We start from the raw sequence: 26,160 nt of genomic DNA, 5'->3' as shown, positions 1-26,160 counted from the left end.
TGCTGTTAACCGGTAAATGACGGTAAAAACTAGGCGTCGGCTTTTATTAAGTCGGCGCCTTTTTCTGCAATAGCGATAGTAGGTGCGTTGGTGTTACCGCTAATAACGGTGGGCATAATTGAGGCATCTATTACACGTAAATTCTCAAGCCCCCGTACTTTCAGTGACGCATCGACAACCGCTTGTGAGTCGCTGTCGGGTCCCATTTTGCAGGTGCCTACCGGATGGTAAATAAGCCCCGTTTTCGACTTTATTTCCTCGAGTAGTAGCGAGTCGTTTGTCGCATTTTCAGTTGGAAACAAGCGCCCACCATTATGTTTTTTGAGCGCCGGTTGCGCCATTATTTCAAAGGCTTTTTTTATACCGTTTAACAGCGCCTGTTGGTCTTCTTTGCTTCTTAAAAAGCCATAAGTGATTTGAGGCTTGTCCATTGGATTATCTGGGTTTAACTGAACCATACCGCGAGCCGTTGGACGTAGCAGACAGACGTGACAAGTGAACCCATTGGTTAGCGTGGGTAACCAGTCATAACCGCTATCGTTGAACATGACCGGTAGTAGGTGCACTTGTATATCGGGCTCTTTAACCGCATTTGACGAACAATAAAAAGCACCGACTTCTGCAATTGAGTGAGCGAGCTGACCTTTTCGAGTAAACAGGTACTTTATGAAAGGCACTGAGAGCTTCAGTAAATTCCAGGGGGTCAGGGTCAGTCCATCTTTGGCTTTGTTTTTGTAGTGCAGGCTAATATCAACATGCTCTTGCAAGTTCTTGCCCACACCGGGTAAGTCATGAACGACGTTAATGCCTGCATGCTTCAATTCACCCGCCGGGCCAATACCCGAGCGCAGTAGAATCTGCGGCGAATTAAAGGCGCCAGCGCTTAAAATGACTTCTTTACTTGCTTTGGCGATACAAGAACGGCCCGAGTGTTGATAACGAATGCCGGTGGCGGTTTTTCCACAGAACAAAACACGTTCAGTCAGGCATCCGGTCAATACTCTGAGGTTGGGGCGATGCAAGGCAGGTTTAAGGTAAGCGTGGTAGGTGCTGCATCGCTTACCATTTTTCATAGTGAACTGATAAGGGCCGTAGCCTTCTAACTGTTTTCCGCTAAAGTCAGGGTTTTCGGGTAAACCGTATTCCCCACAGGCATTTAAAAATTGCGTGGAAACCGAGTAATAAGGCGCGACATCAGAAACATGTAACGGACCTTCAGCTCCATGATAAGCGTTAGCTCCACGACTGTTGTTTTCACTTTTGATGAAGTAGGGCAGTAAGTCTTTATAACTCCAGCCGCTGTTGCCTAAGGCGGCCCAGTGATCATAGTCTGATGCAAGACCGCGAGTGTATATCATGGCATTGATACCACTGCTGCCACCCAGCATTTTTCCGCGCGGCGTATAGCTGCCTTTAGACGTGGTTAAATGCGGCTCGTTTTCAGCGCGATACAGCCAGTTAAATTTGCGACTGTGCATAAAGCGGGCAAAACCCGATGGCATGTCAGAAAACAGCCCACCATGCGATGCTCCGGCCTCTAATAACAAAACGCTGTGTTTACCGCTTTCAGTAAGCCTATTGGCCAGTGTACAGCCGGCAGAGCCGGCACCGACAATAATATAGTCGAAAGACTCTTCTGTATTAGAGCGAAGAGACATAGTCATACAGTGACTTTAAAAGACGCAATTTGTGGGCGTCTTCCTGATGCTGGTTAGCCAGCTCTTCCAGGCGCAGCGCAAAAGCGTCCGCAGAGAGCATACCTTCCGGAGGATCAATAAGGCGTTGCTGACAAAATTGACGCCATTGGTTCAGCTCTTTGTCCGTTAATGTCGACGGATAGTTACGAGCACGGTATCTCAGCAGTAGCTTTTCCATACGCGGGTCTTCAAAGGCTAAATCTAACCCAGCTAATTGTTGCGGCTCGGACGCTCGAATAATTTCCATGTGCTTTTTGTCTTGCGGCGAGAAAAATCCGTCGTAAATTTGGTGGTCAACATCGGTCCTTGGGGCAAACTCTTTGGTTTGCTCGAACACTTGCATTAACTTGTCTCTGAACGCACTGTTTTCCTGCAGCCACTGCGCATTGGCAGCTACGGTTTCCATATTGAGGTCAGCTCGTGCAGAAGCATCCTCAGAGATTGTTTTAATAGGCGCAAGAAACGGACTACGGCCTAAATGAATGTTTTGTAGACCACTTTTTTGCTGCCCTTGAGCTTCCAGCTCTTTGCGGCTGGTGTAAGTCAGTTCAACGAGTTCATCGACCGACTTATCGGCAAAGAGCTTAGGATCAATGCGCAAGTCCCAGGCTATGACGTTACTGTTTTGCTTAGGATGAAAGCCCAGTGGCAATATGGCGGACAAATACCGGTTTACGGTGCCGTAAAAGCCGCTGACGTGTGCTAGAGGCTCGGGTGCTTGCCAGTTAAAAAGGTTAAGCAGCTTTTGCTTACGGCGAATACTATACGCCCACTGCCATAACTTTGGCTGCTTTTCTTTAATGAGTTTAGCCAGACCAATGGTGGCGTAAACATCGGACATTGCATCGTGCGCCTGGCCGTGTTCAATGTTATTCGCCACACTTAAGTGTTCGAGTTTCAGGCTGGGCTGACCATCATCATTATCCGGCCAGTTAATACCTTCAGGACGCAATGCGAAGCAGGCTCGGGTTACGTCAATTAAGTCCCATCGTGAGTTGCCATTTTGCCAGCTGTATTCATAAGGGTCATAGAAGTTGCGATAGAACAGGGAGCGGGTTACTTCGTCGTCAAAACGAATATTGTTGTAACCAATAATGGTGGTGTTGGGCTTTTGAAACTCTTCGGCAATGGCTTTGCTGAACGCTGCCTCACTAACACCTTGCTTTAATGCGAGCTGCGGCGTTATTCCGGTAACTAAGGTTGCCTCAGGGTTCGGCAGAAAGTCAGGCGTGGGCTGAACATAAAGCGTTAATGGGCGGCCAACCACATTAAAATCAGTGTCGGTGCGAAGCCCTGCAAATTGCGCCGGACGGTCAACCAGCGGGTTAGCCCCCCAAGTCTCATAATCGTGCCAGTAAAAAGTCTCTTGTTCGTTTTGTGCCATAACCTAAGCTGCGCTGCATAAAAGAAAAACTATAGCATGAGCTCGACACTAAATTCAGTCACTTATTGAGCCTGGGTTATCGAAACAGCGCTTTAAACCCGCTCATACCTCTTAATAATTAAGTCGTAAGCTTTCTTCAATTTTTCTGTCAGTGTTCTGTTGTCGTCATGACGAAAGGCAAGCTCAGCGTGTGGCAGCACGCGTTCGCCTACGCGACGGGCAATGGCATCTTCTAGTTGCTGCTGGTCGCCTGACGCGGCTTCGGTTGGTACTTCAACGGTAATGTCGCCTTTCGAGCCAATGTGCTCATAGTTAACACGATAAGTTGGCATAATCCCTCCATCAATCGCATTGCTAAATGCGTGTTTATCCCCTCTAATAAGACTAGACGAAATACAATAAAAAGCAGGGGATATTAGTTATGAAAAAAACACTTCTCTTATCGGTACTGGCTGGCGCACTGATTGGATCAGCGCCGCTGCAGGCGGATGACCACGGCGTTGAATACGCAATGGCAATTCACGGTGGTGCCGGTACTATCACGCGTGCGAATTTAACGGATGAACAAGAGCAAGCTTACAAAGACAAACTCAACGAAGCTTTGGAAGCGGGCCGGGCAGTATTGAAGGACGGTGGTGACAGCACCACTGCGGTTATTGCGGCTATTCAAGTGATGGAAGCGTCGCCGTTGTTTAACTCCGGTAAAGGAGCTGTATATACCTGGGACGGTGAGCATGAGCTGGATGCGTCATTAATGGAAGGCGAAAAGGGTAACGCCGGCGCGGTGGCTGGTGTGAAAACCGTGAAAAGTCCCATTGAACTGGCACGTGAAGTGATGGAAGAGTCCGTACACGTCATGCTCAGTGGCGAAGGGGCTGAGCAGTTCGCTAAGCAACAAGGTTTAGAGCAGGTTGATAACAGCTATTTTAATACTGAACGTCGTTATCAACAGCTGTTAAAAGCCAAAAAAAAGATTAAAGCCAGTGAGCAGCCAGAACAGCAAGCCTGGGAATATCTCGATTTAGATTATAAATATGGCACGGTTGGCGCTGTTGCGGTTGATAAAAACGGACTATTAAGCGCCGGTACGTCAACAGGCGGCATGACGGCGAAACGTTATGGTAGAATAGGCGATTCACCCATTATTGGCGCTGGCACTTGGGCGGACAACGACAGTTGTGCGGTATCCGCTACTGGACACGGTGAGTATTTTATTCGCTTTCACGTGGCGGCAGATATCTGTTCGCGGGTTAAATACAAAGGCCTGTCGGTCAGTGAGGCTGGCGACGATGTCATTCATGGCGTGCTGGAGCAAGCAGGTGGCACTGGTGGCGTGATTATTATCGACGCCGACGGCAACGTGGCAATGCCGTTCAATACCGAAGGAATGTACCGCGGTTACTTTAAAGGTGACGGTGACACGCACATTGCTATTTATAACGAGGAAGAATAAGTTCGGAGTTTATGAGTCGTAACAAAACGAATACCAACCCTTTCGTTAAAAAATATCAGTCTCAATTAGAGCAATGTACGTACCAAAAGGCCGCGCAACTGCGCGGTCGTTTGCGTGGGCTGGTGAAAATAAAGGATGAAAATAAGCAGCAAAAAGTGCTCAGAGCCATTAAGGCAGACATTGAGCAGGCGGAGCTGAATTACTTACAGCGCTCTGAGCAGTCTTTTCATATTGAATACCCTGAAAACCTGCCGGTTGCGCAGCAGCGAGACGATATTAAAAAGGCCATTGAGGACAACCAGGTGGTTGTTGTCGCGGGTGAAACCGGGTCTGGTAAAACGACTCAGTTACCGAAAATGCTGCTGGAGCTTGGCTATGGCCGCAAAGGTGTTATTGGCCATACGCAGCCACGTCGCTTGGCGGCCCGAAGTGTTGCCAAGCGCATTGGTGAAGAGCTTCAGGACTACGCTAAACAACAAGTCGGTTACAAAATTCGCTTTCAGGATGAAACGGCACCGACTACTGCTATTAAGCTAATGACGGACGGCATGCTGCTTTCCGAGCTGCAGCAGGATCCGTTATTACTGCAATACGACGCTATTATTATCGATGAAGCGCACGAACGCTCGTTAAATATCGACTTTTTGCTGGGTGTTTTACACACCTTGCTGCCCAAACGTCCGGATTTAAAAGTTGTTATTACCTCAGCAACTATTGAAACCGAGCGTTTTTCTAAGCACTTTCATGATGCACCGGTATTAACGGTTAGCGGTCGGACTTACCCGGTGGAAGTGCGTTATCGCGATCCGTCAGAAGGCAATAAGACGTCTGAAACGGATATTTTGCAAGGCGTTTGCGATGCAGTAGAGGAACTGCAGAGTGAAGGGGACGGTGACATTCTCATTTTTGCGAGCGGTGAGCGGGAAATTCGCGACTACGCCGACGCTATTGCCGATTTAAAACTGAGAAATACGGAAATATTGCCGCTATACGCACGGCTGTCTTCTCACGAACAAAACCGAGTGTTTCAGTCACATTCTCAGCGCCGCGTTGTTATTGCGACAAACGTTGCTGAAACATCACTGACGGTACCGGGCATTCGCTATGTTATTGACCCGGGAACAGTACGTATTAGTCGTTACAGTTATCGGACGAAAGTCCAGCGTTTGCCGATTGAGCCAATTACGCAGGCGAGCGCGAATCAGCGTAAAGGCCGCTGTGGACGTATCGGGCCGGGCATTTGTATTCGCTTGTACAGTGAGGACGATTTTTTACAGCGCCCGGAATATACCGACCCGGAAATACTACGGACGAATTTAGCGGCCGTTATTTTGCAAATGTCGGCGTTGCGTCTCGGCGATATTCGAGACTTTCCGTTTGTACAAAAACCGGATGAACGCTTTGTTAAAGACGGTTTGAATTTGCTGGAAGAGCTTAACGCCATAGAGCCGGGTAAAAAGCGGGAAAAGCCGAGGCTAACTGAAATAGGCCGGCAGCTTTCTCGTTTACCGTTAGACCCTCGGTTGGCGCGAATGGTGTTGGCCGCCAAGCAGTATGGCTGTGTACGGGAAATGCTGGTGATAACAGCAGCGTTAAGCATACAGGATCCGCGTGAGCGCCCGCACGAGTTTAAACAAAAAGCCGATGAGTGGCATCAGCGCTTCCACGATAAACATTCCGATTTCATGGCGTACCTCAACCTGTGGAATTACATAAAAGACAAGCAAAAAGAGCTGTCAGGTAATCAGTTTCGCAAGCAAGTGGCGCGCGAGTTTATTCATTTTATGCGGCTGCGAGAGTGGCAGGACATTTACACACAAAGTCGGCAGACGGTGCGGGAACTGGGTTTTTCGATTAATGAAGAGCCGGCGACTTATGAGCAGGTGCATCGCGCGCTCATTTCCGGCTTGCTGTCGCAAGTGGGTATGAAAGAAGACCGGCATGAATATCAGGGCACGCGACAAACTAAATTTCATATTTTTCCGGGCTCCGGGCTTTTTGGCAAACCGCCTAAATGGGTGGTTACCGCTGAGCTTGTCGAAACCTCGAAGCTGTATGCGCGGATTAATGCTGATATAGACCCATTATGGGTGGAGGAAGCGGCTTCTCATTTGGTGAAGAAAAGCTATTTAGAGCCACACTTTGAGAAGAAAAAAGGCAGTGTGGTGGCAGACGAGCAAGTCACTATGTTGGGTCTGGTACTGGTGCCTAAACGACGTGTGCAATACGGACCGGTCGCGCCGGCTAAGGCGCGTGAGATATTTATACGCGAAGGCTTAGTGAACAGTCAATTGCAACGTAAGTTGCCGTTTATTCAACACAACTTGAAACTGATTCAAGATGTTCAGGCTCTGGAAGCCAAGTCGCGCCGCCGCGATATCCTGGTGGACGAGGAAGTCCTTTTTGAAGCGTATGAACGGCACATACCGGAAGGCATTTATAACGAAAAGCTGTTAGCCGGCTGGTGGCATAAAGCCGCCAAAAAAGAGCCTAAACTATTGTTTTTTGAACGAGATGATCTCATTGCCGGTGAGACTGAGCACATTACCGAAAACGATTATCCGGAGTTCTGGCGACAGGGTAACTTGCGTTTGCCGCTAACTTATCACTTTGAGCCCAATGCGGTTGATGATGGGGTGAGCGTCAATATTCAATTAGGTGTGTTGAATCAGGTAAAACCAGAAGGCTTTGATTGGCATATACCGGCATTACGCGAAGAGCGCATTGCCCATTTAATTAAGTCACTACCAAAAGCGTTGCGCAGAAACTTTGTGCCTGCCCCTAATTTTGCTGGCGCCATAATGGCCGACGTTGAGCCCTTTGAAACGTCGTTGTTAGAGGCAATGACACACAAACTGCGCCGTATGACGGGTGTAACCGTGCCGGATGGCAGCTGGGACGAAAGCAGTTTGCCAGTGCATTTACGCATGAACTTTAAAGTTTTAGACGGTAAAAAGCTCGTAAAGCAGGGCAGAGATCTACAACAGTTGCAGGACGAGCTGTCTGGTAAGGTTCAGCAACGTCTGGAAAAGGCTGCCGGTGATGATATCAGCCGCGATGACGTTGAAACCTGGGACTTTGACGATTTGCCGGAGGTGGTGACAGAAGCACAACAGGGATTTGAAATTAAGGCTTATCCTGGCTTAGCGATTAAAGGTAGCCGTGAGATTGCGTTGCAGTTGTTTGACTCGAAAGAGGAGGCCGAACAGCAGCACCGACAGGGCTTGCGTCGACTGTTGTTAAAGCAAATTCCATCACCAGTAAAGCATTTGCAAAAGTCGCTATCGAATAAAGCGAAACTGGCGATGTACTTTAATCCCTGGGGTAAGGTAGAAACTCTAATTGAAGACTGTATTGCCGCAGCGGTTGATGCGGTGATTAACGAACAACTTGAAGCGGGAAATAAGCTAAGAGACGAACAAGGCTTTGAGCGCTTAAAAGAGCAAGTACGAGGCGAATTGAACGAACGAGTTGAACAGATAGCTCTTAGGGTTGAGCAATGTCTGACACATTCGCAGGATGTTCGCAAAGCGCTGAAAGGTAAAATTCCGCTCGATCAAATTCAGTCGCGAGGTGACATTCAGGACCAACTGGATAACTTAATTTTTCCGGGCTTTGTCTCGAGGTTTGGTGAACACCGGCTCGACGATATTGTGCGCTACTTAAAAGCCATGCAACGTCGTTTGGAAAAACTGCCGGTGGATCCCAATAAAGATCGCTTAATGACCATAGCGCTCAGTAATTTACAGGAAGCCTATAGTGCGGTCTTAAAACGTTATCAAACCGGCGCTTTGATTCCTGAAGATGTGGCTGAAGTTCGCTGGATGATAGAAGAGCTGAGAGTTTCGTTCTTTGCTCAGACGTTAGGAACAAAGTATCCGGTGTCTGAGAAGCGAGTGAAGCAGGCAATAGAGGCGATCAAAAAAGGCGGCTGAAATAAGCCGCCTTTCTTACGCTAACACTTACAACATTAAGCCGTGTACAAGCCTAAGTTCTCTTTTGCGTATGCTTCAAACTCAGTGAAGCCGCCAACGTGTGACTCGTCGACAAATATTTGAGGTACTGTGTGTACCGGCTTACCAACGGTTTTTTCTAAGTCCGCTTTAGAAATACCTTCTGCGTGAATATCAACGTAGCGATAATCGAAGTCATCGCGGTCTGCTTTTAATTGATCGGCAACTTCTTTTGCGCGTACGCAGAACGGGCAACCAGGACGTCCAAAAATTACTGTAAACATGAAATACCTCTTCCTTAATCAGTGTTACCGGGAATTATCCATTTTTTAGTCATAAAAACAAATGGGTCTTACCGATGACTGTAATCGATTCTGTGAATAGCCAATACGCTCGGTGCTAGTGCTCAATATCTAAGTCAGACTCTGGCACGCAACAACAGGGCAGAATGTCACCTTTTCGAACGTAAGCTAACGGCTCAGTGGTATAACGTACTTGACCAGAATTTAGTTTAGTCCTGCATGCACCACAAAATCCACTACGACAATGGTAGTGCATTTCCAGCTGGTGTTTTTCCAGCGCTTCGAGCAGGGTTCCTTCAGTCGCGTCAAGGGCAAGCTCAGGCCCGCCGTTAACGATGACTTTAAAGGTTTTAGTCATGGCTTAGAGGTCAAAGTCCCCAAGATCAGAGGCATTAACTTCACTGTCTATCTGGCCAACCAGGTAAGAGGTAATTTCCGCTTCCTGAGGGGCGACCTGTACGTTGTCCGAAACTAAGTACTTGTTCATCCACGGTAATGGGTTAGAGCGCATATTTTCGAACGGGGCATCAAAGCCAATAGCCTGCATACGTAAGTTGGCTATGTACTCAACGTACTGGCATAACATACTCTCGTTTAGGCCAATCATTGAACCGTCTTTGAACAGGTAGTGAGCCCACTGCTTTTCCTGTTTCACTGCGGTCATGAAAATTTCATAAGCTTCGTCACGCAGCTCTTCGGCAATTTCTTTCATTTCCGGGTCATCTTCACCGTATTGCCAAAGGTTCAGAATATGCTGAGTTGAGGTTAAATGGACGTTTTCGTCACGCGCAATCAGCTTAATGATTTTGGCGTTACCTTCCATCAGCTCGCGCTCTGCAAAGGCAAATGTACAAGCGAAACTGACGTAGAAGCGAATGGCTTCCAGTGCGTTCACCGAGTTAATGCACAAGAACAGTTTCTTTTTAATTTCGCGCTGAGTCACATTGTATGTTTCACCGTCGACCGTTACTTCACCTTCGCCGTGGGTTTGCCACAGCTGGGTGTAGAAAATAAGGTCGTCGTAGTATTGTGAAATATCGTTCGCACGAATTTTAATTTGCTCGTTAATAACAATGTCTTCAAACACTTCGCTCGGGTCAGTAAACAAGTTACGCAGAATATGCGTGTACGAGCGTGAGTGAATGGTCTCAAAGAATGACCAGGTCTCAATCCAGGTTTCAAGCTCTGGAATGGATACAATGGGCAACAGCGCAATATTCGGTGAGCGGCCCTGAATAGAGTCCAGCAGTGTTTGGTACTTCAGGTTTGAAATAAACACGTGCTTTTCACTGTCAGTGAGTTTATTAAAGTCGACTCGGTCGCGGCTTACGTCAATTTCTTCAGGGCGCCAGAAAAAGCTAATTTGTTTTTCTATAAGCTTTTCAAAAATGCTGTGCTTTTGTTGATCGTATCGAGCCACGTTAACCGAGTTACCTAAAAACATAGGCTCGGTTAACGGATTCGTTTGTTCCTGGTTAAACGTTGAGTACGACATTTCGCAAAATCCTTCTTTTAAATTTTACAAGCGCCGCCGGCACAATCGTCATCTTCTTCGATGATGACTTCAGATGGCTGTGCACCAGGCTTTTCTGATTGTTGACGTGCCGCGATATCAGACTGGTTATCGGCTGCACCGTCGCGCGTGTTGTGATAATAAAGTGTCTTAACGCCCAGCTTGTATGACGTTAGCAGGTCTTGTAAGAGCTGCTTCATAGGCACTTTGCCAGCGTCAAATTTGCTTGGATCGTAGTTGGTGTTGGCAGAAATAGTTTGGTCGACAAACTTCTGCATAATGCCCACCAACTCTAGGTAGCCTTTGTTGCTCGGAATTTGCCACAGTAGCTCGTACTTATCCTTAAGCGTCTCGTAGTCAGGCACTACCTGCTTAGTAACGCCGTCTTTAGACGCTTTTACGCTGACAAAGCCACGCGGTGGCTCGATACCATTGGTCGCATTTGAAATTTGCGACGACGTTTCAGATGGCATTAACGCTGACAGGGTAGAGTTGCGCATACCGTGCTGTTTGATGTCGGCGCGCAGCTGATCCCAATCCAGGTGCAATGGTTCATTACAGACAGCGTCCAGGTCTTTCTTGTAAGTGTCTGTTGGCATAATACCTTGTGAATAGGTGGTCTCGTTAAACTTCGGACATGCACCTTTTTCTTTCGCCAGGTTCATTGAGGCTTTCATCAGGTAAAACTGGATAGCCTCAAAGGTCTTGTGAACCAGACTGTTTGCCGAGCCGTCAGAGTATTTAACACCGTGCTTAGCCAGGTAATAAGCGAAGTTAATGACACCAATACCCAGAGTACGACGATTCATAGTTGCGTTGTAAGCCGCAGGTACCGGATACTCCTGATAGTCGAGTAGGCTATCCAGAGCGCGAACGGCTAAGTCAGCCAGCTCTTCAAACTCGCCCAGGTCGTTAATTTTCCCCAGGTTGAATGCTGACAGGGTACATAGTGCAATTTCACCTTCTTCGTCGTTGACGTGCTGTAACGGCTTAGTTGGCAGAGCAATTTCCAGACACAGATTGCTTTGACGAATAGGCGCAACTTTCGAGTCAAACGGGCTATGCGTATTGCAGTGGTCAACGTTTTGTACGTAAATACGACCGGTGCTGGCACGCTCCTGCATAAACAGGCTGAATAGTTCAATGGCTTTAATGCGTTTTTTACGAATACTTTCGTCTTGCTCGTACTGAACGTACAGCTGCTCGAACTTCTCTTGATCTTCAAAGAAAGCGTCATACAGGCCAGGCACGTCAGACGGACTGAATAGGGTAATGTAGTCGTCTTTAACTAAGCGCTGATACATTAAGCGGTTAAATTGAACACCGTAGTCCAAATGACGAACACGGTTTTCTTCAACACCACGGTTGTTCTTAAGTACCAGCAAGCTTTCTACTTCTAAATGCCACAATGGATAGAAGAGGGTTGCCGCGCCACCACGAACACCGCCTTGCGAACAGCTTTTAACCGCAGTCTGGAAGTATTTGTAGAATGGAATACAACCGGTATGAAACGCTTCACCGTTTCGAATTGGGCTACCAAGCGCACGAATGCGACCGGCATTAATGCCAATACCAGCGCGTTGAGAAACGTATTTCACAATGGCGCTGGCGGTGGCGTTGATAGAGTCCAGGCTGTCGCCAGTTTCAATTAATACACATGAGCTGAACTGACGCGTTGGTGTACGAACGCCGGACATAATTGGCGTTGGTAGTGAAATTTTAAACTCAGACGTCGCATCATAGAAGCGCTTGATGTAATCCATGCGCGTTGCTTTTGGGTAGTTCGCGAACAAGCAGGCTGCAACTAAAATGTACAAGAACTGGGCGCTTTCATAAATATCGCCTGTCACACGGTTTTGAACCAGGTATTTATTCTCAAGCTGCTTGACCGCTGCGTATGAGAAGTTCATGTCGCGCCAGTGGTCGACAATCTCATCCATTTGGTCGAACTCAGCTTCGCTGAAGTCTTCCAGCAAGTGCTCGTCATAACGGTGCTCTGCCACCATTTTCTTGACGTGATCAAATAAACGAGGTGGCTCAAACTTTCCATAAGCGCGTTTGCGTAAATGGAAAATGGCCAAACGGGCTGCCATGTACTGATAGTCCGGAGCGTCTTCAGAGATTAAATCCGCCGCAGCTTTGATGATGGTCTCGTGGATATCTTCGGTTTTAATGCCATCATAAAACTGAATATGAGACTTAATTTCGACTTGAGAAGCGGAAACATTATGCAGACCTTCTGCTGCCCACATGATGACTCGATGGATTTTATCTAAGTTGAGCGGTTCACGTTCGCCGCTACGTTTGGTGACATACAGTTGCTCGTTCATTTTGCGCCGACTCTTAGCTTTTTGTTATAGAGATGTAGCCACAAGATATTGTGGTCATTAGTTATACAGAGTGAAATTCACACAATATCTAGTGTCTTTGGTTTTTCAGTATGCTAGGTCTTAGTCAGACTTTGATCAAGTTAAATTCTCTAGAAATACAAAAGAAAATTAGCGTTTAATTGTTGATTTTTTTCTAGCCTTTAATAGACGTGAGTTTGCGAGGACCTCGGCTTTTTATAACTTTTTTGTCTTTAAAAATGGGTTAATAGATCAAGGTTGCGGTAGCCCAATAATATTCAGCAACTCAAGCGGTGTGCTGATGCCGTAGTCGGCCTTCCAGTCAGCGGGTGAGTCGCTGTCGCTAATATACCCATAATGAGCCAGTACCGTTGTCATTGCAGCATTGCGGCCAGCCTGAATATCACGTTCAGCGTCACCCACGTAGATACAGCTTGTAGGGTTAACTCCCAGCTGTTCTGCTGCCAGCAGTAAAGGTGCAGGGTCGGGTTTTGATACACTCAAAGTGTCCCCGCAGACAACTGATTCAAAGACATCAAACTCGGGAAAGCTAGGCAGCAACTCTTGGGTCAACTGCTTAGGTTTGTTGGTAACAATGGCCACTTTTATTTGTGCTTGAATTAGAGCATTCAGTAGCGGTACAACACCTTCGTAAACATGGGTCTTAGCGGCAATGCTGTTCGAGTAGGCGTCTAAGAAAGCCTTTCTTAACTCATTTTCATGGGTTTCCAGTTCTTTTGAAAAAGCCAGTTTCAATAAGCCTCTGGAGCCATGTGAAGCAACAGGCGTATAGGTGTCTTCATGAACAGGTTCTTTCCCGTATAAAGCGCACACATTGTTGAGTGCGGCTCCAAGATCAGGGGCGGTGTTCAGCAAGGTGCCGTCAAGATCGAACAGCACGCCTTCGGGAAGCTTGGGGGTCTGTGCGAAATTCGTCATGAGCTACTTCAGAGGCTTTTGTAAAACAGTAATGTAATTCACATCGATATCGGTATTCGACAGAGTGAACCCTTTTAATGGATGGAAAATTAATCCATTAATATCAACCTCGTTAAGCCCGGCTTCATCGGTCATGCGGAAGAGCTCTGACGGCTTAATAAAACGCTGATGCTGGTGTGTGCCTTTGGGCACCCAACCAAGTATATGTTCAGCAGCCAAAATGCCCAGCAGCCAGGACTTAACGTTACGGTTTAGGGTTGAGAAAAACACCAAGCCGCCGGGTTTAACCGCTTCTGCGCATGCCTTAACTATAGAGGCAGGGTCGGGCACGTGTTCCAGCATTTCCAAACAGGTAACTGCGTCATACTGACCTTTATGGTCGGCTGCGTGATTTTCTACGGCGACACATTGGTAATCAACAGAGACTTCGCTTTCTAGTGCATGTAGGCGCGCTATTTTTAAAGACTCTTCGGCTAAGTCGATACCGGTAACTTTAGCGCCGCGCTCGGCCATGGCTTCACTTAGCAGACCACCACCACAACCGACATCAAGAATGTTTTTTCCAAATAATCCATTGGCGTGTTGCTCAATAAAAGACAGCCGAACCGGGTTAATTTGGTGCAACGGTTTGAATTCGCCTTCCGGGTCCCACCAACGCGAGGCGAGGGCAGAGAACTTAGCGATCTCTTCTAAATCGACGTTTTTTTGTTCAGTATTTTTGTTTTCTTGTGTCATGGAGTGCACTGTTGTGAGCGATAAATAACGCGGCTAGTCTACCCTAGCTAAAGAATAAGAAAAAGAGGGTGCGAGACTCGTTTCGGATGGGTACAATGACTGCATCAAAATAACAAAGATATGCGGATTTTTATTTTAGGGACTGAACTATGAGCGATCTAGCCAGAGAAGTGTCACCGGTTAATATCGAAGATGAATTAAAAAGCTCTTATCTCGATTATGCGATGAGCGTTATCGTCGGGCGTGCACTGCCTGACGTCAGGGACGGACTAAAACCGGTACACAGACGTGTCTTATTCGCAATGAACGAGTTGCGTAACGACTACAATAAACCCTATAAAAAGTCAGCGCGTGTGGTCGGTGATGTCATCGGTAAATATCACCCACACGGTGACAGCGCGGTTTACGACACTATTGTTCGTATGGCGCAGGACTTTTCATTACGCTACATGTTGGTTGACGGGCAGGGTAACTTTGGCTCGGTCGATGGTGACTCTGCAGCGGCGATGCGTTATACCGAAATTCGCATGGCCAAAATCTCTCACCAGTTACTGGCCGATTTAGACAAAGAAACGGTTGATTTTGTCGATAACTACGACGGTACTGAGCGCATTCCTGATGTACTGCCAACCCGTGTTCCTAACCTGTTAGTCAATGGTTCTTCCGGTATCGCGGTTGGTATGGCAACGAATATTCCGCCGCATAACCTCACCGAAGTCATCAACGGCTCACTGGCGATGATAGACAACCCGGACATCGATGTTGATGGGTTAATGGAATATATCCCGGGTCCGGACTTTCCAACGGCTGCAACAATTTCAGGCCGCAGCGGCATTGTTGAAGCGTACAAAACGGGTCGTGGTCGCATTCACTTACGTGCTAAAGCAGAAGTGGAAGTCGACGAGAAAACAGGCAAAGAGACGATCATTGTTACGGAAATTCCGTACCAGGTGAACAAAGCGCGCTTGATTGAAAAAATTGCTGAATTAGTCAAAGAGAAGCGCGTTGAAGGTATTAGTGCACTGCGCGATGAGTCTGACAAAGACGGTATGCGCATTGTCATTGAAATACGCCGTGGTGACGTTGGCGAGGTTGTACTTAACCACTTATACGCAAACACCCAATTACAAGTGGTGTTTGGTATTAACATGGTGGCACTGGATAAAAATCAGCCACGCCTATTTAATCTGCGTGACATGCTGGACTGCTTTATTCGTCACCGTCGCGAAGTAGTGACTCGCCGCTCGGTTTATGAATTACGTAAGGCGCGCGAGCGTGCTCATATTTTGGAAGGCCTGGCGATATCGCTGGCGAACATAGATGAAGTTATTGAATTAATTCGTCGCTCTCCAACACCTGCGGAAGCGAAAGCCGGTCTTATTTCCCGCGCTTGGAAGCTAGGTGATGTTGCAGCCATGCTGGAAACGGCTGGTGTTGACGCGGCACGCCCGGATCATTTGCCGGAAGAATACGGCATTAAAGGTGATAACTATCATCTGACCGAAGCACAAGCGCAAGCCATTCTTGATTTACGTTTACACAAGCTCACAGGGTTAGAGCACGAGAAAATTCTCGACGAATACAAAGGTCTGTTAGAGCAAATTGCTGAATTGCTACATATTTTGCGTAGCTCAGAGCGCCTAATGGAAGTTATTCGTGAAGAGTTAGTCGAAATTCGCGATAACTTTGGTGACGAGCGTAAGACGGATATTACTGCCGCAGCGCACGACATCAGCATGGAAGACCTTATTAACGAGGAAGATGTTGTACTAACACTGTCTCATGAAGGCTACGTGAAGTATCAACCACTGACTGAATACGAAGCTCAGCGCCGTGGTGGTAAAGGTAAAGCGGCAACGAAAATGAAGGACGAAGACTTCATTGAACGTCTGTGGGTTGCTAACACCCACGACACCATTTTGTGCTTCTCGACTCGTGGCCGTATCTACTGGATGAAAGTGTATCAGCTACCATTAGCCAGCCGTGCGTCACGAGGCAAGCCTATTGTTAATTTGCTGCCGCTTGAAGCGGATGAGCGCATTACCGCTATTCTGCCAACGCGTGACTACCCTGAAGACAAGTTCGTGGTTATGGCAACGAAGAAGGGTACGATTAAGAAAACGCCATTGCCTGAGTATTCCCGCCCACGTAACGGCGGTATTATTGCCCTGAACCTGGTGGAAGGTGACGAGCTTATCGGTGTTGATATTACTGATGGTAATGGTGACATCATGCTGTTCTCTGATGCCGGTAAAGTGGTTCGCTTTGCGGAAGAGCAGGTTCGCTCAATGGGCCGTACTGCAACGGGTGTTCGCGGTATTCGTCTGGAAGAAGATCAGCGTGTTGTATCACTCATAGTGCCGCGTGAGTACGAAGACCAGGAAGCGGCCGTTCTGACAGTTACAGAGAATGGTTATGGTAAACGTACGCCGCTGACTGAATACCCAGCGAAAAGTCGTGCAACCAAGGGTGTCGTTTCTATAAAAGTGAGTGAGCGTAATGGCTCTGTGGTCGGTGCTATGGAAGTTATCGACGGCAACGAAATTATGCTTATTAGCAATAAAGGCACACTGGTTAGAACTCGTGTTAACGAAGTGTCTACTGTTGGCCGTAACACTCAGGGTGTGCGTTTAATTCGCACCGGCGATGACGAAAAAGTCGTAGGCTTGCAGCGCATTGATGAAATTGATGAAGACGAAGAGCTGATTGAAGGTGAAGTTGTTGCCGATAATGGCGAAGAAGACGGAGCCAACGAAGAAGGAGCTTCTGAAGAATAATGAGTGACGTATTTAACTTTTCAGCAGGACCGGCAATGTTGCCGGTCGATGTGTTAAAGCAAGCTCAGGAAGAACTTCTTAACTGGAGTAATCAAGGCGTTTCCGTCATGGAAATGTCGCACCGTGACCCCGCGTATGTACGCATGGCGCGTGAAGCGGAGCAAGACTTACGCGACTTACTGGACGTTCCGGACGACTACGAAGTTTTGTTTTTGCAAGGTGGCGGGCGCGGCCAGTTCGCAGCCGTTCCGCAAAATATCGCAGCGCCTTACGCAACGGTCGACTACCTCGACACCGGGATTTGGTCTGGTTTTGCTATACGCGAAGCCGAGAAGTTCGTCGCTAAAGTAAATGTAGCCGGACAGGTAAAAGAGGGCGTTAAAGGCAAGGAGATTCAGTCTCCGGATGACTGGCAGTTGTCTGACAATGCCGCGTATTTTCATTACTGCCCCAATGAAACTGTGGATGGTATTGCACTTCACGATATTCCTAATGTCGGTGCGCCTATTGTGGCGGACATGTCGTCAAATATTTTGTCAGAACCACTGGATGTGTCTAAGTTCGGTGTTATCTACGCCGGTGCGCAAAAGAATATAGGTCCGTCAGGCTTTGCTATTGCCATCGTTAAGCGAGACTTGCTGGGGTCACCACAGAAGCAGGTTTCATCGATTATGGACTATCAGTTACAGGCTAAGGACGGGTCTATGTATAACACCCCCAATACCTTTGCCTGGTATTTAGCTGGGTTGGTGTTCAAATGGCTTAAGGTACAAGGTGGTTTGTCCGAAATGGGTCGAATTAACCATGAAAAAGCGCAGTTATTGTACGACTTTATCGACAAATCTGACTTTTACCGAAATACCGTTAACCCGCAGTATCGTTCTATTATGAATGTGCCTTTCCAGCTTGCCGATGACAAACTGGATGCTGAGTTTTTAGCTCAGGCTGAAGCCGCAGGCTTCAAAGGCTTGAAAGGTCATCGTTTTGTGGGTGGTATGCGAGCAAGTATATATAACGCGATGCCGGTAGCCGGTGTTAAAGCGTTACTCAGCTTTATGGCGGACTTTGAGAGAAGTCAAAGCTAGGCTCAAAATAGAGTTAAGTTCCAAAAATAATAAGACAAAAGGCTTACGAGAATTATGAGTAATTTTGATGCATTGTCATTAGTTAACCCCGGTGTAAAACAGCTCCGTCCTTATCAAGCGGGCAAGCCAGTGTCTGAATTGCAGCGCGAATTAGGTTTGCAGCACGTTGTTAAATTAGCGTCAAACGAAAACCCTCTCGGTTTGAGTGAGAAAGTAAAGACGGCGCTGGAAGCCGAGCTTAACGATCTGGTTCGTTATCCGGACGCAAACGGGTACTACCTGAAAAGTCGCCTAGCTGAGTTGAACTCAGTGACAACGCAACAAATTACTTTGGGTAATGGCTCTAACGATGTGTTGGAAATTTTGGCACGGACGTTCGTGTCAGACCAGGACGAAGTCATTTTCTCACAGCATGCGTTTGTGGTTTATCCGTTAGTCACTCAGGCTATTGGTGCAAAACCTGTTGCAGTACCAGCTATTGACTACGGTCACGATCTTGATGGCATGGCAGCAGCAATAACCGACACGACGAAGATGATTTTCATCGCAAACCCGAATAATCCAACCGGAACCTTTTTGACGACAGAGTCAATTAAAGCGTTCTTGGACAAAGTGCCTCAAAACGTCATTGTCGTATTAGACGAAGCCTATTACGAGTACGTACCTGAAGCGGAGCGAGCGCCATCGGTTGAATGGATTAAAGAGTATCCGAACCTTGTGGTCAGCCGCACGTTTTCAAAAGCCTACGGGTTGGCAGGATTACGCGCAGGTTATGCAGTAAGTCATGAAGGCATTGCCGATGTCCTAAACCGTATTCGTCAGCCATTTAATATGAATTCACTGTCTTTAAAAGCGGCAGAAGTGGTGTTGGATGACCATGCTTACTTGCAAAAAGCGGTTGAAATTAATGCGCATGGCATGAAACAGCTAACTGACTTTTGTGAAGGTGCAGGCTTTAACTACATTCCGTCTTACGGTAACTTTCTGACTATTGAAGTCGGCCCAGATGCAGAGAAGCTTTACGATGAGTTGCTGCACGAAGGGGTTATTGTGCGTCCGGTTACTGGCTATGAACTGCCGAACCACTTACGTGTCAGTATTGGCTTACCTGAAGAAAATGAAGCCTTTATTAAGGCAATGAAAAAACTGCGTGGCTGAATCGATTTTCCTTAAACCTCGGGCGCAGTGTCGAGGAACTATTGTTCTTCCGGGGTCTAAGAGCATTGCTAACCGAGCGCTGCTGATGTCAGCACTTTGCTCTGAGCCTGTTAGCTTGCATAACTTGCTCGACAGTGAAGATACAGAGCATATGCTGGACGCATTGGCGAGCTTAGGCGTCAGCTGTGAAAAGTCGGATAATGTGACACGCGTTACCGGTTGTTCGGGGCAGTGGCAACTGAATGACACCTCGCTGCATTTAGGCAATGCGGGTACCGCCATGCGACCGTTAATTGCGGTTTTGGCGGCAACGTTAAGTGTGGATCAGCAGGTTGAGCTCACCGGCGACTCTCGTATGCAGGAACGGCCTGTTCAGCATTTGGTCGAAGCTTTGCAAGCGCAAGGCGCTGAAATAACCTACGAAAAAACACCAGGGTATCCACCCGTATTAATTAAGTGCGGACTTAAAGCCGGCAATTTTTCAATAGACGGCTCGGTTTCCAGCCAGTTTATTTCGGCGTTGCTCATGGCGCTGCCACTGCTTAAAAGCGACTCTACCTTAACTTTAGTAGGGGACGTGGTTTCTAAGCCATACATCGAGTTAACGCTCAAAATGTTGGCTGACTTTGGAATTGTAATAGAGCGTGTGTCTGAAAGCCGTTTTCATGTAAAAGGCAGCCAGTCTTATGTATCTCCCGGTAATTATCATGTTGAAGGCGATGCTAGCGGCGCTTCGTATTGGATGGCAGCAGCATTGCTCGGTGGTGGGCCGGTAACTATTGAAGGTGTGGGTGCTTCTTCTATTCAAGGTGATAAAGCGTTTACAGAAGTCATTCAGGCAATGGGTGGCAACGTAGATATAGGTGAGCATCAAATGACAGTGACTGGTTCAGGGGTTATAAAAGGACTGGATAAAGATTTTAATGCTATCCCAGACGCAGCTATGACGGTTGCTCCTTTAGCGCTTTTTGCAGACAAGCCGACCATTATTCGTAATGTAGCTAACTGGCGGGTTAAAGAAACGGATCGGTTATCGGCGATGGCGACAGAACTGCGAAAACTGGGCGCCGACGTTGAAGAGGGCGCTGATTTCCTAAAAATATATCCTGTTCAGCGCTGGCAAAATGCTAAAATAGACACCTACAATGACCACCGTATGGCAATGTGCTTTTCCCTGGCCGCATTTTCGCCCGTAGGCGTAACTATTAATGATCCCGACTGTTGTCGTAAAACCTACCCCACTTATTTCCGAGAGTTTTCACGAATTTGTCAAAGTTACTGAGTAAACTCAGCTTTCCCGTTATTTCGTGCTCCTGATTAATGCAATTTTTTCACAAATGCGTATAATTGCGCCGCTAAAAGCTGCAATACGCAGAGCAAATTGAGGATTTTATGGCAACGCATATCCCCGTCATTACAATTGATGGTCCTAGTGGTGCAGGGAAAGGCACTATCAGTCGGTTACTCGCAGAAAAGCTGGGTTGGCACTTGCTTGATAGCGGTGCGATATATCGTGTACTGGCTTTGGCTGCGATTCATCATGACTTCACGCCGGAAGATGAGGAAAGCCTGGTGGCTTTAGCCGCTCATTTGGATGTTAAATTTGAAGCAGACGAAGAAAAGTCACTAACGCATATTATTTTAGAGGGCGAAGACGTCACCATGACGATACGCACTGAAGAAGTGGGTAATATGGCCTCTAAAATTGCGGCTTTACCGCGTGTACGCGAGGCGTTGTTGCGTCGCCAGCGCGGCTTTAAAGACTTACCAGGTCTGGTGGCGGACGGCCGGGATATGGGGACTGTAGTATTTACCGACGCAGACGCTAAAGTGTTTTTAACTGCATCGCCGCAAGAGCGTGCCCAAAGACGTTTTGATCAATTGAAGGAAAAGGGCTTTGATGCTAATATTGATCAATTAGTGAACGAAATTAAAGAACGCGATGATCGCGATATGAATCGCTCTGTGGCGCCATTGAAGCCCGCGGAGGATTCTTTGTATTTAGATTCTACCGACACGCCTATTGATGACGTGTTGGAACAAGTATTGACGTTTGCCCACAGCAAACTCTCAGAAACTAGCTAGGGCCTGGCCCTAATTAGGGGTTCACAGTAAGGATACAGGTGAACATTTTTAATAACCCCGCTGCATACGGAATTTCAGTGGACGTCATTTATTAAGCGAAGTTAATTATTATGTCAGAAAATTTTGCACAGCTGTTTGAAGAAAGCCTGAAAGAAGTCGAAACTCGTCCGGGCTCGATCGTAAAAGGCACAATCGTCTCTATCGCAAAAGACTTGGTATTAGTTGATGCCGGTCTTAAGTCTGAAAGTGCGATTCCTGCAGAACAATTCCGCAACGCTGAAGGTGAGCTGGAAATCAACGTCGGTGACGAAGTTGACGTAGCCCTTGACGCTGTTGAAGACGGCTTCGGTGAAACCGTGCTTTCTCGTGAAAAAGCGAAGCGCTATGAAGCTTGGCTGCAGCTGGAAAAAGCTCACGAAGAAAACGCAACTGTTACTGGTTATATCTCTGGTAAAGTTAAAGGTGGCTTCACAGTTGACCTTGGCGGCGTTCGTGCGTTCTTGCCTGGTTCACTGGTTGACGTACGTCCAGTACGTGAAACAACGCACCTTGAGAACAAAGACTTAGAATTCAAAGTTATCAAGCTTGATCAGAAGCGCAACAACGTTGTTGTTTCTCGCCGTGCTGTTATCGAGAAAGAAAACAGTGCAGAACGCGAAGAGTTGCTTGAGAACTTGCAAGAAGGTCAGGAAGTACAAGGTATCGTTAAGAACCTGACTGACTACGGCGCATTCGTAGATTTAGGCGGCGTAGACGGCCTGTTGCACATCACTGATATGGCTTGGAAACGTGTTAAGCACCCAAGCGAAATCGTGAACGTTGGCGATGAAATCACTGTTAAAGTATTGAAGTTTGACCGTGAGCGCACTCGTGTATCTCTTGGCCTGAAACAATTGGGCGAAGATCCTTGGGCAGATATCGCAAACCGTTACCCAGAAGGTCACCGTTTAACTGGTCGTGTTACGAACTTGACTGATTACGGCTGCTTCGTTGAAATCGAAGAGGGTGTTGAAGGTCTTGTTCACGTTTCAGAAATGGATTGGACTAACAAGAACGTTCATCCTTCTAAAGTGGTTAACCTTGACGATACTGTTGAAGTTATGGTTCTGGAAATTGACGAAGAACGTCGTCGTATTTCTCTTGGCCTTAAACAGTGCAAGCCTAACCCTTGGGAAGAGTTTGCTAAGAACCACAATAAAGGCGAGAAAGTTACTGGTAAGATCAAGTCAATCACTGACTTCGGTATCTTCATTGGCCTGGACGGTGGTATCGACGGTTTGGTTCACTTGTCTGACATCAGCTGGAACACTCCAGGTGAAGAAGCGGTTCGCGACTACAAGAAAGGCGAAGAAGTTACCGCTGTTGTTATGCAAGTTGACGCAGAACGTGAGCGTATCTCTCTAGGTATCAAGCAATTAGAAGAAGATCCGTTTAACAATTACCTGGCAGCTAACAAAAAAGGTGCTATTGTTGAAGGTACAGTAACTGAAGTTGACGCTAAAGGTGCTAAAGTTGAATTAGCAGAAAGCGTTGAAGGTTATGTACGTGCAGCAGACATCGCACGCGACCGCGTTGAAGATGCAAGCACTGAGTTAAGCGTTGGTGATAAAATTGAAGCGCGCTTCATGGGCGTTGACCGCAAAAACCGCACTCTGAGCCTGTCTATCAAAGCGAAAGACGAAGCTGAAGAGAAAGAAGCGGTAGAAAGCGTCAACAAACAGCAAGACAGCTCTGGTATCAACAGTGCTATGGCTGACGCGTTCAAAGCGGCGAAAACTGACGACTAAGGCAGTTTTTCGTCGTAATAAACGGCTTTATCAGGAGGTAAGTTATGACAAAATCAGAGCTAATTGAACGGTTAACTTTGAAACATGAGTTGCCTCCTAAGCAAGTTGAGGCTTCTGTTAAAGAAATTCTTGAACAAATGGTGCAGTCCCTGTCTCAGGGCAAGCGCGTTGAAATTCGAGGTTTTGGAAGCTTCTCTTTGCATTATCGTGCGCCACGTGTTGGTCGTAACCCGAAAACCGGTGACCCGGTTAATTTAGATGGGAAATACGTTCCTCATTTTAAAGCGGGTAAGGAACTGCGCGAGCGCGTCGATTTATAAAGTAGTTTTTTACGCTCGATTGATAAAAACGGCATGCTATACTGGCATGCCGTTTTTTTATAAATAACAGGTAAGCGAACATGCTCAGGAAGTTGCTTATTCTTATTCCCGTTTTGGCTATATTCCTTTTAGCCATGGCGTTTGGAGCCCAAAATACGCAAGTTATTAACGTCAATCTACTGGTTCTGAATGCTGATATGACCGTTGCGTCGCTGTTAGCAATTTTCTTTGGTGGCGGCGTTCTTGTGGGATTATTGGCCATGTTACTTTCTAACCTTTACTGGCGTTATCGCTGCCGAAAACTGTCGAAACTAGTCGCTAAGCAGTCGAACCAATGAGACAGAATTAAATGTTAGAGCTTCTTTTTTTACTTCTGCCAATTGCTGCCGCCTATGGTTGGTTCATGGGTCGCAACAGTGTGCGTTCAGAAGAGAGAAGAGAGCAAAAACGCTTTTCAAAACAGTACGCGACAGGTATTAATTTACTGCTCTCCGATCAGCCCGATAAGGCTGTCGATTTATTCGTAGAGTTGCTTGATGTTGATAGTGAGACTATTGAGACTCACTGGACGTTGGGCAAATTATTTCGCCGCCGAGGTGAAGTAGAGCGGGCAATAAAAATTCATAAGAATCTCACCTCACTCCCTAATTTATCTGAAAGTGATCGCCTAACCGCTATGTACGAGTTAGGCAAAGATTATTTAGCTGCCGGTATTTATGATCGCGCAGAGAAAATGTTTCAGGGTCTGCAAAGTAATAAGCTGTTTAAAGAGCGCAGTCAAAAGCACTTGCTTGAACTTTATGAAGCAACTCATGAATGGGATAAAGCCATTATTGTTGCTTTAAAACTGGTTAAACAGAACGTCTCTATAAAAGTGATTCTGGGACAATTGTATTGCGAAGTTGCTGACACGGCCGATCACTCGTCAGTAAGAGTGAAGTATTTTAATAAGGCATTAAAGCAGGATCCAAACTGCGTAAGGGCGTCTTTGTCCCTGGGACGTATTTATCTGGAGCAGGGCGATTATAACCAGGCAATAGAGTACCTCACGAAAGTAATAGACCAGGACAAAGCCTACGTTTGTGAAACAATTCCGTTACTAGAGCAAGCGTATGAAGCGAAGAGAAACAGTCATGGCTTTATCGACTTTTTACACACTTGTGTAGAACAAGAAGCGGGAATTACTGCGGTTATCAAGCTGTCTGAGAAAATGGCTGAGTCACAGAGCATTGAAGATGCTGAAAGCTTCATGGCAAACGCGTTGGAGAAGCATCCAACCATGCGCGGCTTTCATCACTTAATGGGTCTGCATATAAAAGCAGCCGACGTGGGCAGTGCTCGAGACAGTCTTAAGCGTCTGCAGCGCATGGTACATGAGCATATTGTGCAGAGACCCAATTATAAGTGTTATCACTGTGGTTTTTCAGGACATACCCTTTATTGGCAATGTCCGTCATGTAAGAGCTGGTCAACAACAAAACCGATATTTGGATTAGATGGTGAATAATCGAATGGAATTACCAAAAATTTATGTGGCGCTAGATTATCAAAGTGCTTCGGACGCAGATGCGTTAATTGAACAATTACCGTCAGGGAAAGTAGGTTTAAAGGTAGGAAAAGAATTATTCACCTCAGCCGGACCACAGTGGGTTGCGAGCCTGGTAGAAAAGGGCTTTTCTATTTTTCTGGATTTAAAGTTTCACGACATTCCTAATACCGTCGCTAAAGCCGTCACTGCGGCCGCAAAGCTTGGGGTCGATGTTGTTAACGTTCATGCCAGTGGTGGCAGCCGTATGATGAAAGCAGCTGCAGATGCGCTGAAAGAAACGGATAACCCGCCCTTGCTTATCGGTGTGACGGTGTTGACCAGTATGGATGAAAGCGACCTAAAAGAGCTGGGTATTTCTAAGAGCGTCAATGAGCAGGTTGAGTATTTAGCGAGACTGGCTAAGTCATCGGGCCTTAAAGGTGTTGTTTGTTCTGCTCAGGAAGCAAACATGCTAAAAGCAGCCTGTGGTAACGACTTTAAATTAATGACCCCCGGCATAAGGCCCGAAGGCAGCAGCAAAGATGATCAGCGTCGCACAATGACGCCTGCTGAAGCGGTAACGGTCGGCGTTGATTACATGGTGATAGGACGACCTATTACGCAGTCTCCTAATCCGGCACAAGCTGTCGAGAACATACTGGCAAGTATAGCTTAGTGGCGTATTGAGCTGTCTTATAAATCGTAATTTGAGAGAGCGCCGGCAAAAAGCGTTTATAGTATGGCCACTGCAGTGACGCAGTGGTTATCAAAAAGGATGAACATACTATGACATTTAAAATGCTACCTATTGTTTTGGCGTCATTTATTGGCTTTTCAGCTCATGCAATGCCAACAGCTTCCCCTTCGCCAATTGCATTACAAGCTGAAGCGCAGACGGGTGTAAATATCAATACGGCATCGGCTCAGGAAATAGCATCAGCGTTAGTGGGTATCGGTATTAAGAAAGCAGAAAAACTGATTGAAGTGCGCGAGCAGCTCGGCGGCTTTACTGAAGTAGAACAGTTACTTGATGTAAAAGGTATAGGCCTTAAAACACTTGAAAAAAACCGCTCGAATATTCGTTTGAATTAGCAGT

22 protein-coding genes are annotated in these 26,160 nt (G+C 46.9%); 13 read left to right on the top strand and 9 right to left on the bottom strand.

From position 1 onward, the window contains the following. Positions 1–29: 29 nt before the first annotated feature. From UM402_RS07140 to UM402_RS07130, 3 genes are all read right to left on the bottom strand, one after another. A complete protein-coding gene (locus tag UM402_RS07140) occupies positions 30–1,664 on the bottom strand; it encodes a GMC family oxidoreductase (RefSeq protein WP_322295272.1) in 1,635 nt (544 codons plus the stop codon). Beyond that, a complete protein-coding gene (gene sbcB, locus UM402_RS07135) occupies positions 1,642–3,081 on the bottom strand; it encodes an exodeoxyribonuclease I (RefSeq protein WP_322295271.1) in 1,440 nt (479 codons plus the stop codon). Before sbcB ends, UM402_RS07140 begins: the two co-directional genes overlap by 23 nt. Before the next feature lie 92 nt (positions 3,082–3,173). Beyond that, the gene (locus UM402_RS07130; RefSeq protein WP_058579124.1) at positions 3,174–3,413 is read right to left on the bottom strand and encodes a hypothetical protein; all 240 of its coding nucleotides are present in this window, start codon (positions 3,411–3,413) and stop codon (positions 3,174–3,176) included. Between the two features lie 89 nt (positions 3,414–3,502). On the opposite strand from UM402_RS07130, the gene UM402_RS07125 reads away from it, so the two are divergent. Both UM402_RS07125 and hrpA read left to right on the top strand, forming a co-directional pair. Continuing rightward, the gene (locus UM402_RS07125) at positions 3,503–4,534 is read left to right on the top strand and encodes an isoaspartyl peptidase/L-asparaginase family protein (protein ID WP_058579125.1); all 1,032 of its coding nucleotides are present in this window, start codon (positions 3,503–3,505) and stop codon (positions 4,532–4,534) included. An 11-nt stretch (positions 4,535–4,545) separates the two neighbouring features. Continuing rightward, positions 4,546–8,469 carry an ATP-dependent RNA helicase HrpA gene (hrpA, locus tag UM402_RS07120; RefSeq protein WP_058579126.1) on the top strand — a complete coding sequence of 1,308 codons (3,924 nt, stop codon included), beginning with the start codon at positions 4,546–4,548 and terminating at the stop codon, positions 8,467–8,469. Between the two features lie 35 nt (positions 8,470–8,504). On the opposite strand, the gene UM402_RS07115 is transcribed toward hrpA, so the two are convergent. The 6 genes from UM402_RS07115 to ubiG all read right to left on the bottom strand — a co-directional run bounded on the left by UM402_RS07115 (position 8,505) and on the right by ubiG (position 14,324). Then, positions 8,505–8,771, bottom strand: coding sequence for a GrxA family glutaredoxin (locus UM402_RS07115; RefSeq protein WP_053953811.1), 267 nt, complete (start codon positions 8,769–8,771; stop codon positions 8,505–8,507). A gap of 115 nt (positions 8,772–8,886) precedes the next feature. Next, a complete protein-coding gene (gene yfaE, locus UM402_RS07110; protein WP_058579127.1) occupies positions 8,887–9,147 on the bottom strand; it encodes a class I ribonucleotide reductase maintenance protein YfaE in 261 nt (86 codons plus the stop codon). Between the two features lie 3 nt (positions 9,148–9,150). Then, complete coding sequence (nrdB, locus tag UM402_RS07105; RefSeq protein ID WP_053953809.1) at positions 9,151–10,284, bottom strand: class Ia ribonucleoside-diphosphate reductase subunit beta; 1,134 nt, start codon at positions 10,282–10,284, stop codon at positions 9,151–9,153. Positions 10,285–10,301: 17 nt separating this feature from the next. Then, entirely contained in the window at positions 10,302–12,632 is a 2,331-nt protein-coding gene (nrdA, locus tag UM402_RS07100; protein WP_053953808.1) for a class 1a ribonucleoside-diphosphate reductase subunit alpha, read from the bottom strand. A 270-nt stretch (positions 12,633–12,902) separates the two neighbouring features. After that, complete coding sequence (locus tag UM402_RS07095; RefSeq protein WP_058579128.1) at positions 12,903–13,589, bottom strand: HAD family hydrolase; 687 nt, start codon at positions 13,587–13,589, stop codon at positions 12,903–12,905. Between the two features lie 3 nt (positions 13,590–13,592). Further along, complete coding sequence (gene ubiG, locus UM402_RS07090) at positions 13,593–14,324, bottom strand: bifunctional 2-polyprenyl-6-hydroxyphenol methylase/3-demethylubiquinol 3-O-methyltransferase UbiG (protein WP_058579129.1); 732 nt, start codon at positions 14,322–14,324, stop codon at positions 13,593–13,595. A 149-nt stretch (positions 14,325–14,473) separates the two neighbouring features. On the opposite strand from ubiG, the gene gyrA reads away from it, so the two are divergent. From gyrA to UM402_RS07035, 11 genes are all read left to right on the top strand, one after another. Then, positions 14,474–17,101, top strand: a complete 2,628-nt coding sequence (gene gyrA, locus UM402_RS07085) for a DNA gyrase subunit A (RefSeq protein WP_058579130.1) — start codon at positions 14,474–14,476, stop codon at positions 17,099–17,101. Next, on the top strand, positions 17,101–18,186 hold the full coding sequence (gene serC / locus UM402_RS07080; RefSeq protein WP_058579131.1) for a 3-phosphoserine/phosphohydroxythreonine transaminase: 1,086 nt from the start codon (positions 17,101–17,103) through the stop codon (positions 18,184–18,186). The genes gyrA and serC overlap by 1 nt, the downstream gene beginning before the upstream one ends. A 54-nt stretch (positions 18,187–18,240) precedes the next feature. Next, positions 18,241–19,344, top strand: coding sequence for a histidinol-phosphate transaminase (gene hisC, locus UM402_RS07075; protein WP_058579132.1), 1,104 nt, complete (start codon positions 18,241–18,243; stop codon positions 19,342–19,344). Then, a complete protein-coding gene (gene aroA / locus UM402_RS07070; protein ID WP_058579133.1) occupies positions 19,337–20,626 on the top strand; it encodes a 3-phosphoshikimate 1-carboxyvinyltransferase in 1,290 nt (429 codons plus the stop codon). Before hisC ends, aroA begins: the two co-directional genes overlap by 8 nt. A gap of 110 nt (positions 20,627–20,736) precedes the next feature. After that, a complete protein-coding gene (gene cmk, locus UM402_RS07065; RefSeq protein WP_058579134.1) occupies positions 20,737–21,429 on the top strand; it encodes a (d)CMP kinase in 693 nt (230 codons plus the stop codon). A gap of 110 nt (positions 21,430–21,539) precedes the next feature. Further along, positions 21,540–23,216 (top strand): 30S ribosomal protein S1, encoded by a 1,677-nt coding sequence (gene rpsA, locus UM402_RS07060; RefSeq protein WP_053953800.1) that lies wholly within the window; start codon positions 21,540–21,542, stop codon positions 23,214–23,216. Positions 23,217–23,260: 44 nt separating this feature from the next. After that, a complete protein-coding gene (gene ihfB / locus UM402_RS07055; RefSeq protein WP_053953799.1) occupies positions 23,261–23,536 on the top strand; it encodes an integration host factor subunit beta in 276 nt (91 codons plus the stop codon). 80 nt (positions 23,537–23,616) lie between these two features. Continuing rightward, the gene (locus UM402_RS07050) at positions 23,617–23,874 is read left to right on the top strand and encodes a lipopolysaccharide assembly protein LapA domain-containing protein (protein WP_053953798.1); all 258 of its coding nucleotides are present in this window, start codon (positions 23,617–23,619) and stop codon (positions 23,872–23,874) included. 11 nt (positions 23,875–23,885) lie between these two features. After that, complete coding sequence (gene lapB / locus UM402_RS07045) at positions 23,886–25,043, top strand: lipopolysaccharide assembly protein LapB (protein WP_058579135.1); 1,158 nt, start codon at positions 23,886–23,888, stop codon at positions 25,041–25,043. A 4-nt stretch (positions 25,044–25,047) separates the two neighbouring features. After that, a complete protein-coding gene (pyrF, locus tag UM402_RS07040; RefSeq protein ID WP_058579136.1) occupies positions 25,048–25,740 on the top strand; it encodes an orotidine-5'-phosphate decarboxylase in 693 nt (230 codons plus the stop codon). Positions 25,741–25,850: 110 nt separating this feature from the next. Continuing rightward, entirely contained in the window at positions 25,851–26,156 is a 306-nt protein-coding gene (locus tag UM402_RS07035) for a ComEA family DNA-binding protein (protein ID WP_058579137.1), read from the top strand. The last annotated feature ends 4 nt before the right edge of the window (positions 26,157–26,160 follow it).

The organism is Idiomarina sp. OXR-189 (assembly GCF_034373425.1).
Classification (GTDB): Bacteria; Pseudomonadota; Gammaproteobacteria; order Enterobacterales; family Alteromonadaceae; genus Idiomarina; species Idiomarina zobellii.
This window is presented reverse-complemented; position numbering and strand designations above follow the sequence as displayed.

What these genes read in the sequence shown, in the direction of transcription:
- UM402_RS07140 (WP_322295272.1), bottom strand. Translation starts at nt 1,664, where the DNA reads ATGACTATGTCTCTTCGCTCTAATACAGAAGAGTCTTTCGACTATATT.
- sbcB (WP_322295271.1), bottom strand. Translation starts at nt 3,081, where the DNA reads ATGGCACAAAACGAACAAGAGACTTTTTACTGGCACGATTATGAGACT.
- UM402_RS07130 (WP_058579124.1), bottom strand. Translation starts at nt 3,413, where the DNA reads ATGCCAACTTATCGTGTTAACTATGAGCACATTGGCTCGAAAGGCGAC.
- UM402_RS07125 (WP_058579125.1), top strand. Translation starts at nt 3,503, where the DNA reads ATGAAAAAAACACTTCTCTTATCGGTACTGGCTGGCGCACTGATTGGA.
- hrpA (WP_058579126.1), top strand. Translation starts at nt 4,546, where the DNA reads ATGAGTCGTAACAAAACGAATACCAACCCTTTCGTTAAAAAATATCAG.
- UM402_RS07115 (WP_053953811.1), bottom strand. Translation starts at nt 8,771, where the DNA reads ATGTTTACAGTAATTTTTGGACGTCCTGGTTGCCCGTTCTGCGTACGC.
- yfaE (WP_058579127.1), bottom strand. Translation starts at nt 9,147, where the DNA reads ATGACTAAAACCTTTAAAGTCATCGTTAACGGCGGGCCTGAGCTTGCC.
- nrdB (WP_053953809.1), bottom strand. Translation starts at nt 10,284, where the DNA reads ATGTCGTACTCAACGTTTAACCAGGAACAAACGAATCCGTTAACCGAG.
- nrdA (WP_053953808.1), bottom strand. Translation starts at nt 12,632, where the DNA reads ATGAACGAGCAACTGTATGTCACCAAACGTAGCGGCGAACGTGAACCG.
- UM402_RS07095 (WP_058579128.1), bottom strand. Translation starts at nt 13,589, where the DNA reads ATGACGAATTTCGCACAGACCCCCAAGCTTCCCGAAGGCGTGCTGTTC.
- ubiG (WP_058579129.1), bottom strand. Translation starts at nt 14,324, where the DNA reads ATGACACAAGAAAACAAAAATACTGAACAAAAAAACGTCGATTTAGAA.
- gyrA (WP_058579130.1), top strand. Translation starts at nt 14,474, where the DNA reads ATGAGCGATCTAGCCAGAGAAGTGTCACCGGTTAATATCGAAGATGAA.
- serC (WP_058579131.1), top strand. Translation starts at nt 17,101, where the DNA reads ATGAGTGACGTATTTAACTTTTCAGCAGGACCGGCAATGTTGCCGGTC.
- hisC (WP_058579132.1), top strand. Translation starts at nt 18,241, where the DNA reads ATGAGTAATTTTGATGCATTGTCATTAGTTAACCCCGGTGTAAAACAG.
- cmk (WP_058579134.1), top strand. Translation starts at nt 20,737, where the DNA reads ATGGCAACGCATATCCCCGTCATTACAATTGATGGTCCTAGTGGTGCA.
- rpsA (WP_053953800.1), top strand. Translation starts at nt 21,540, where the DNA reads ATGTCAGAAAATTTTGCACAGCTGTTTGAAGAAAGCCTGAAAGAAGTC.
- ihfB (WP_053953799.1), top strand. Translation starts at nt 23,261, where the DNA reads ATGACAAAATCAGAGCTAATTGAACGGTTAACTTTGAAACATGAGTTG.
- UM402_RS07050 (WP_053953798.1), top strand. Translation starts at nt 23,617, where the DNA reads ATGCTCAGGAAGTTGCTTATTCTTATTCCCGTTTTGGCTATATTCCTT.
- lapB (WP_058579135.1), top strand. Translation starts at nt 23,886, where the DNA reads ATGTTAGAGCTTCTTTTTTTACTTCTGCCAATTGCTGCCGCCTATGGT.
- pyrF (WP_058579136.1), top strand. Translation starts at nt 25,048, where the DNA reads ATGGAATTACCAAAAATTTATGTGGCGCTAGATTATCAAAGTGCTTCG.
- UM402_RS07035 (WP_058579137.1), top strand. Translation starts at nt 25,851, where the DNA reads ATGACATTTAAAATGCTACCTATTGTTTTGGCGTCATTTATTGGCTTT.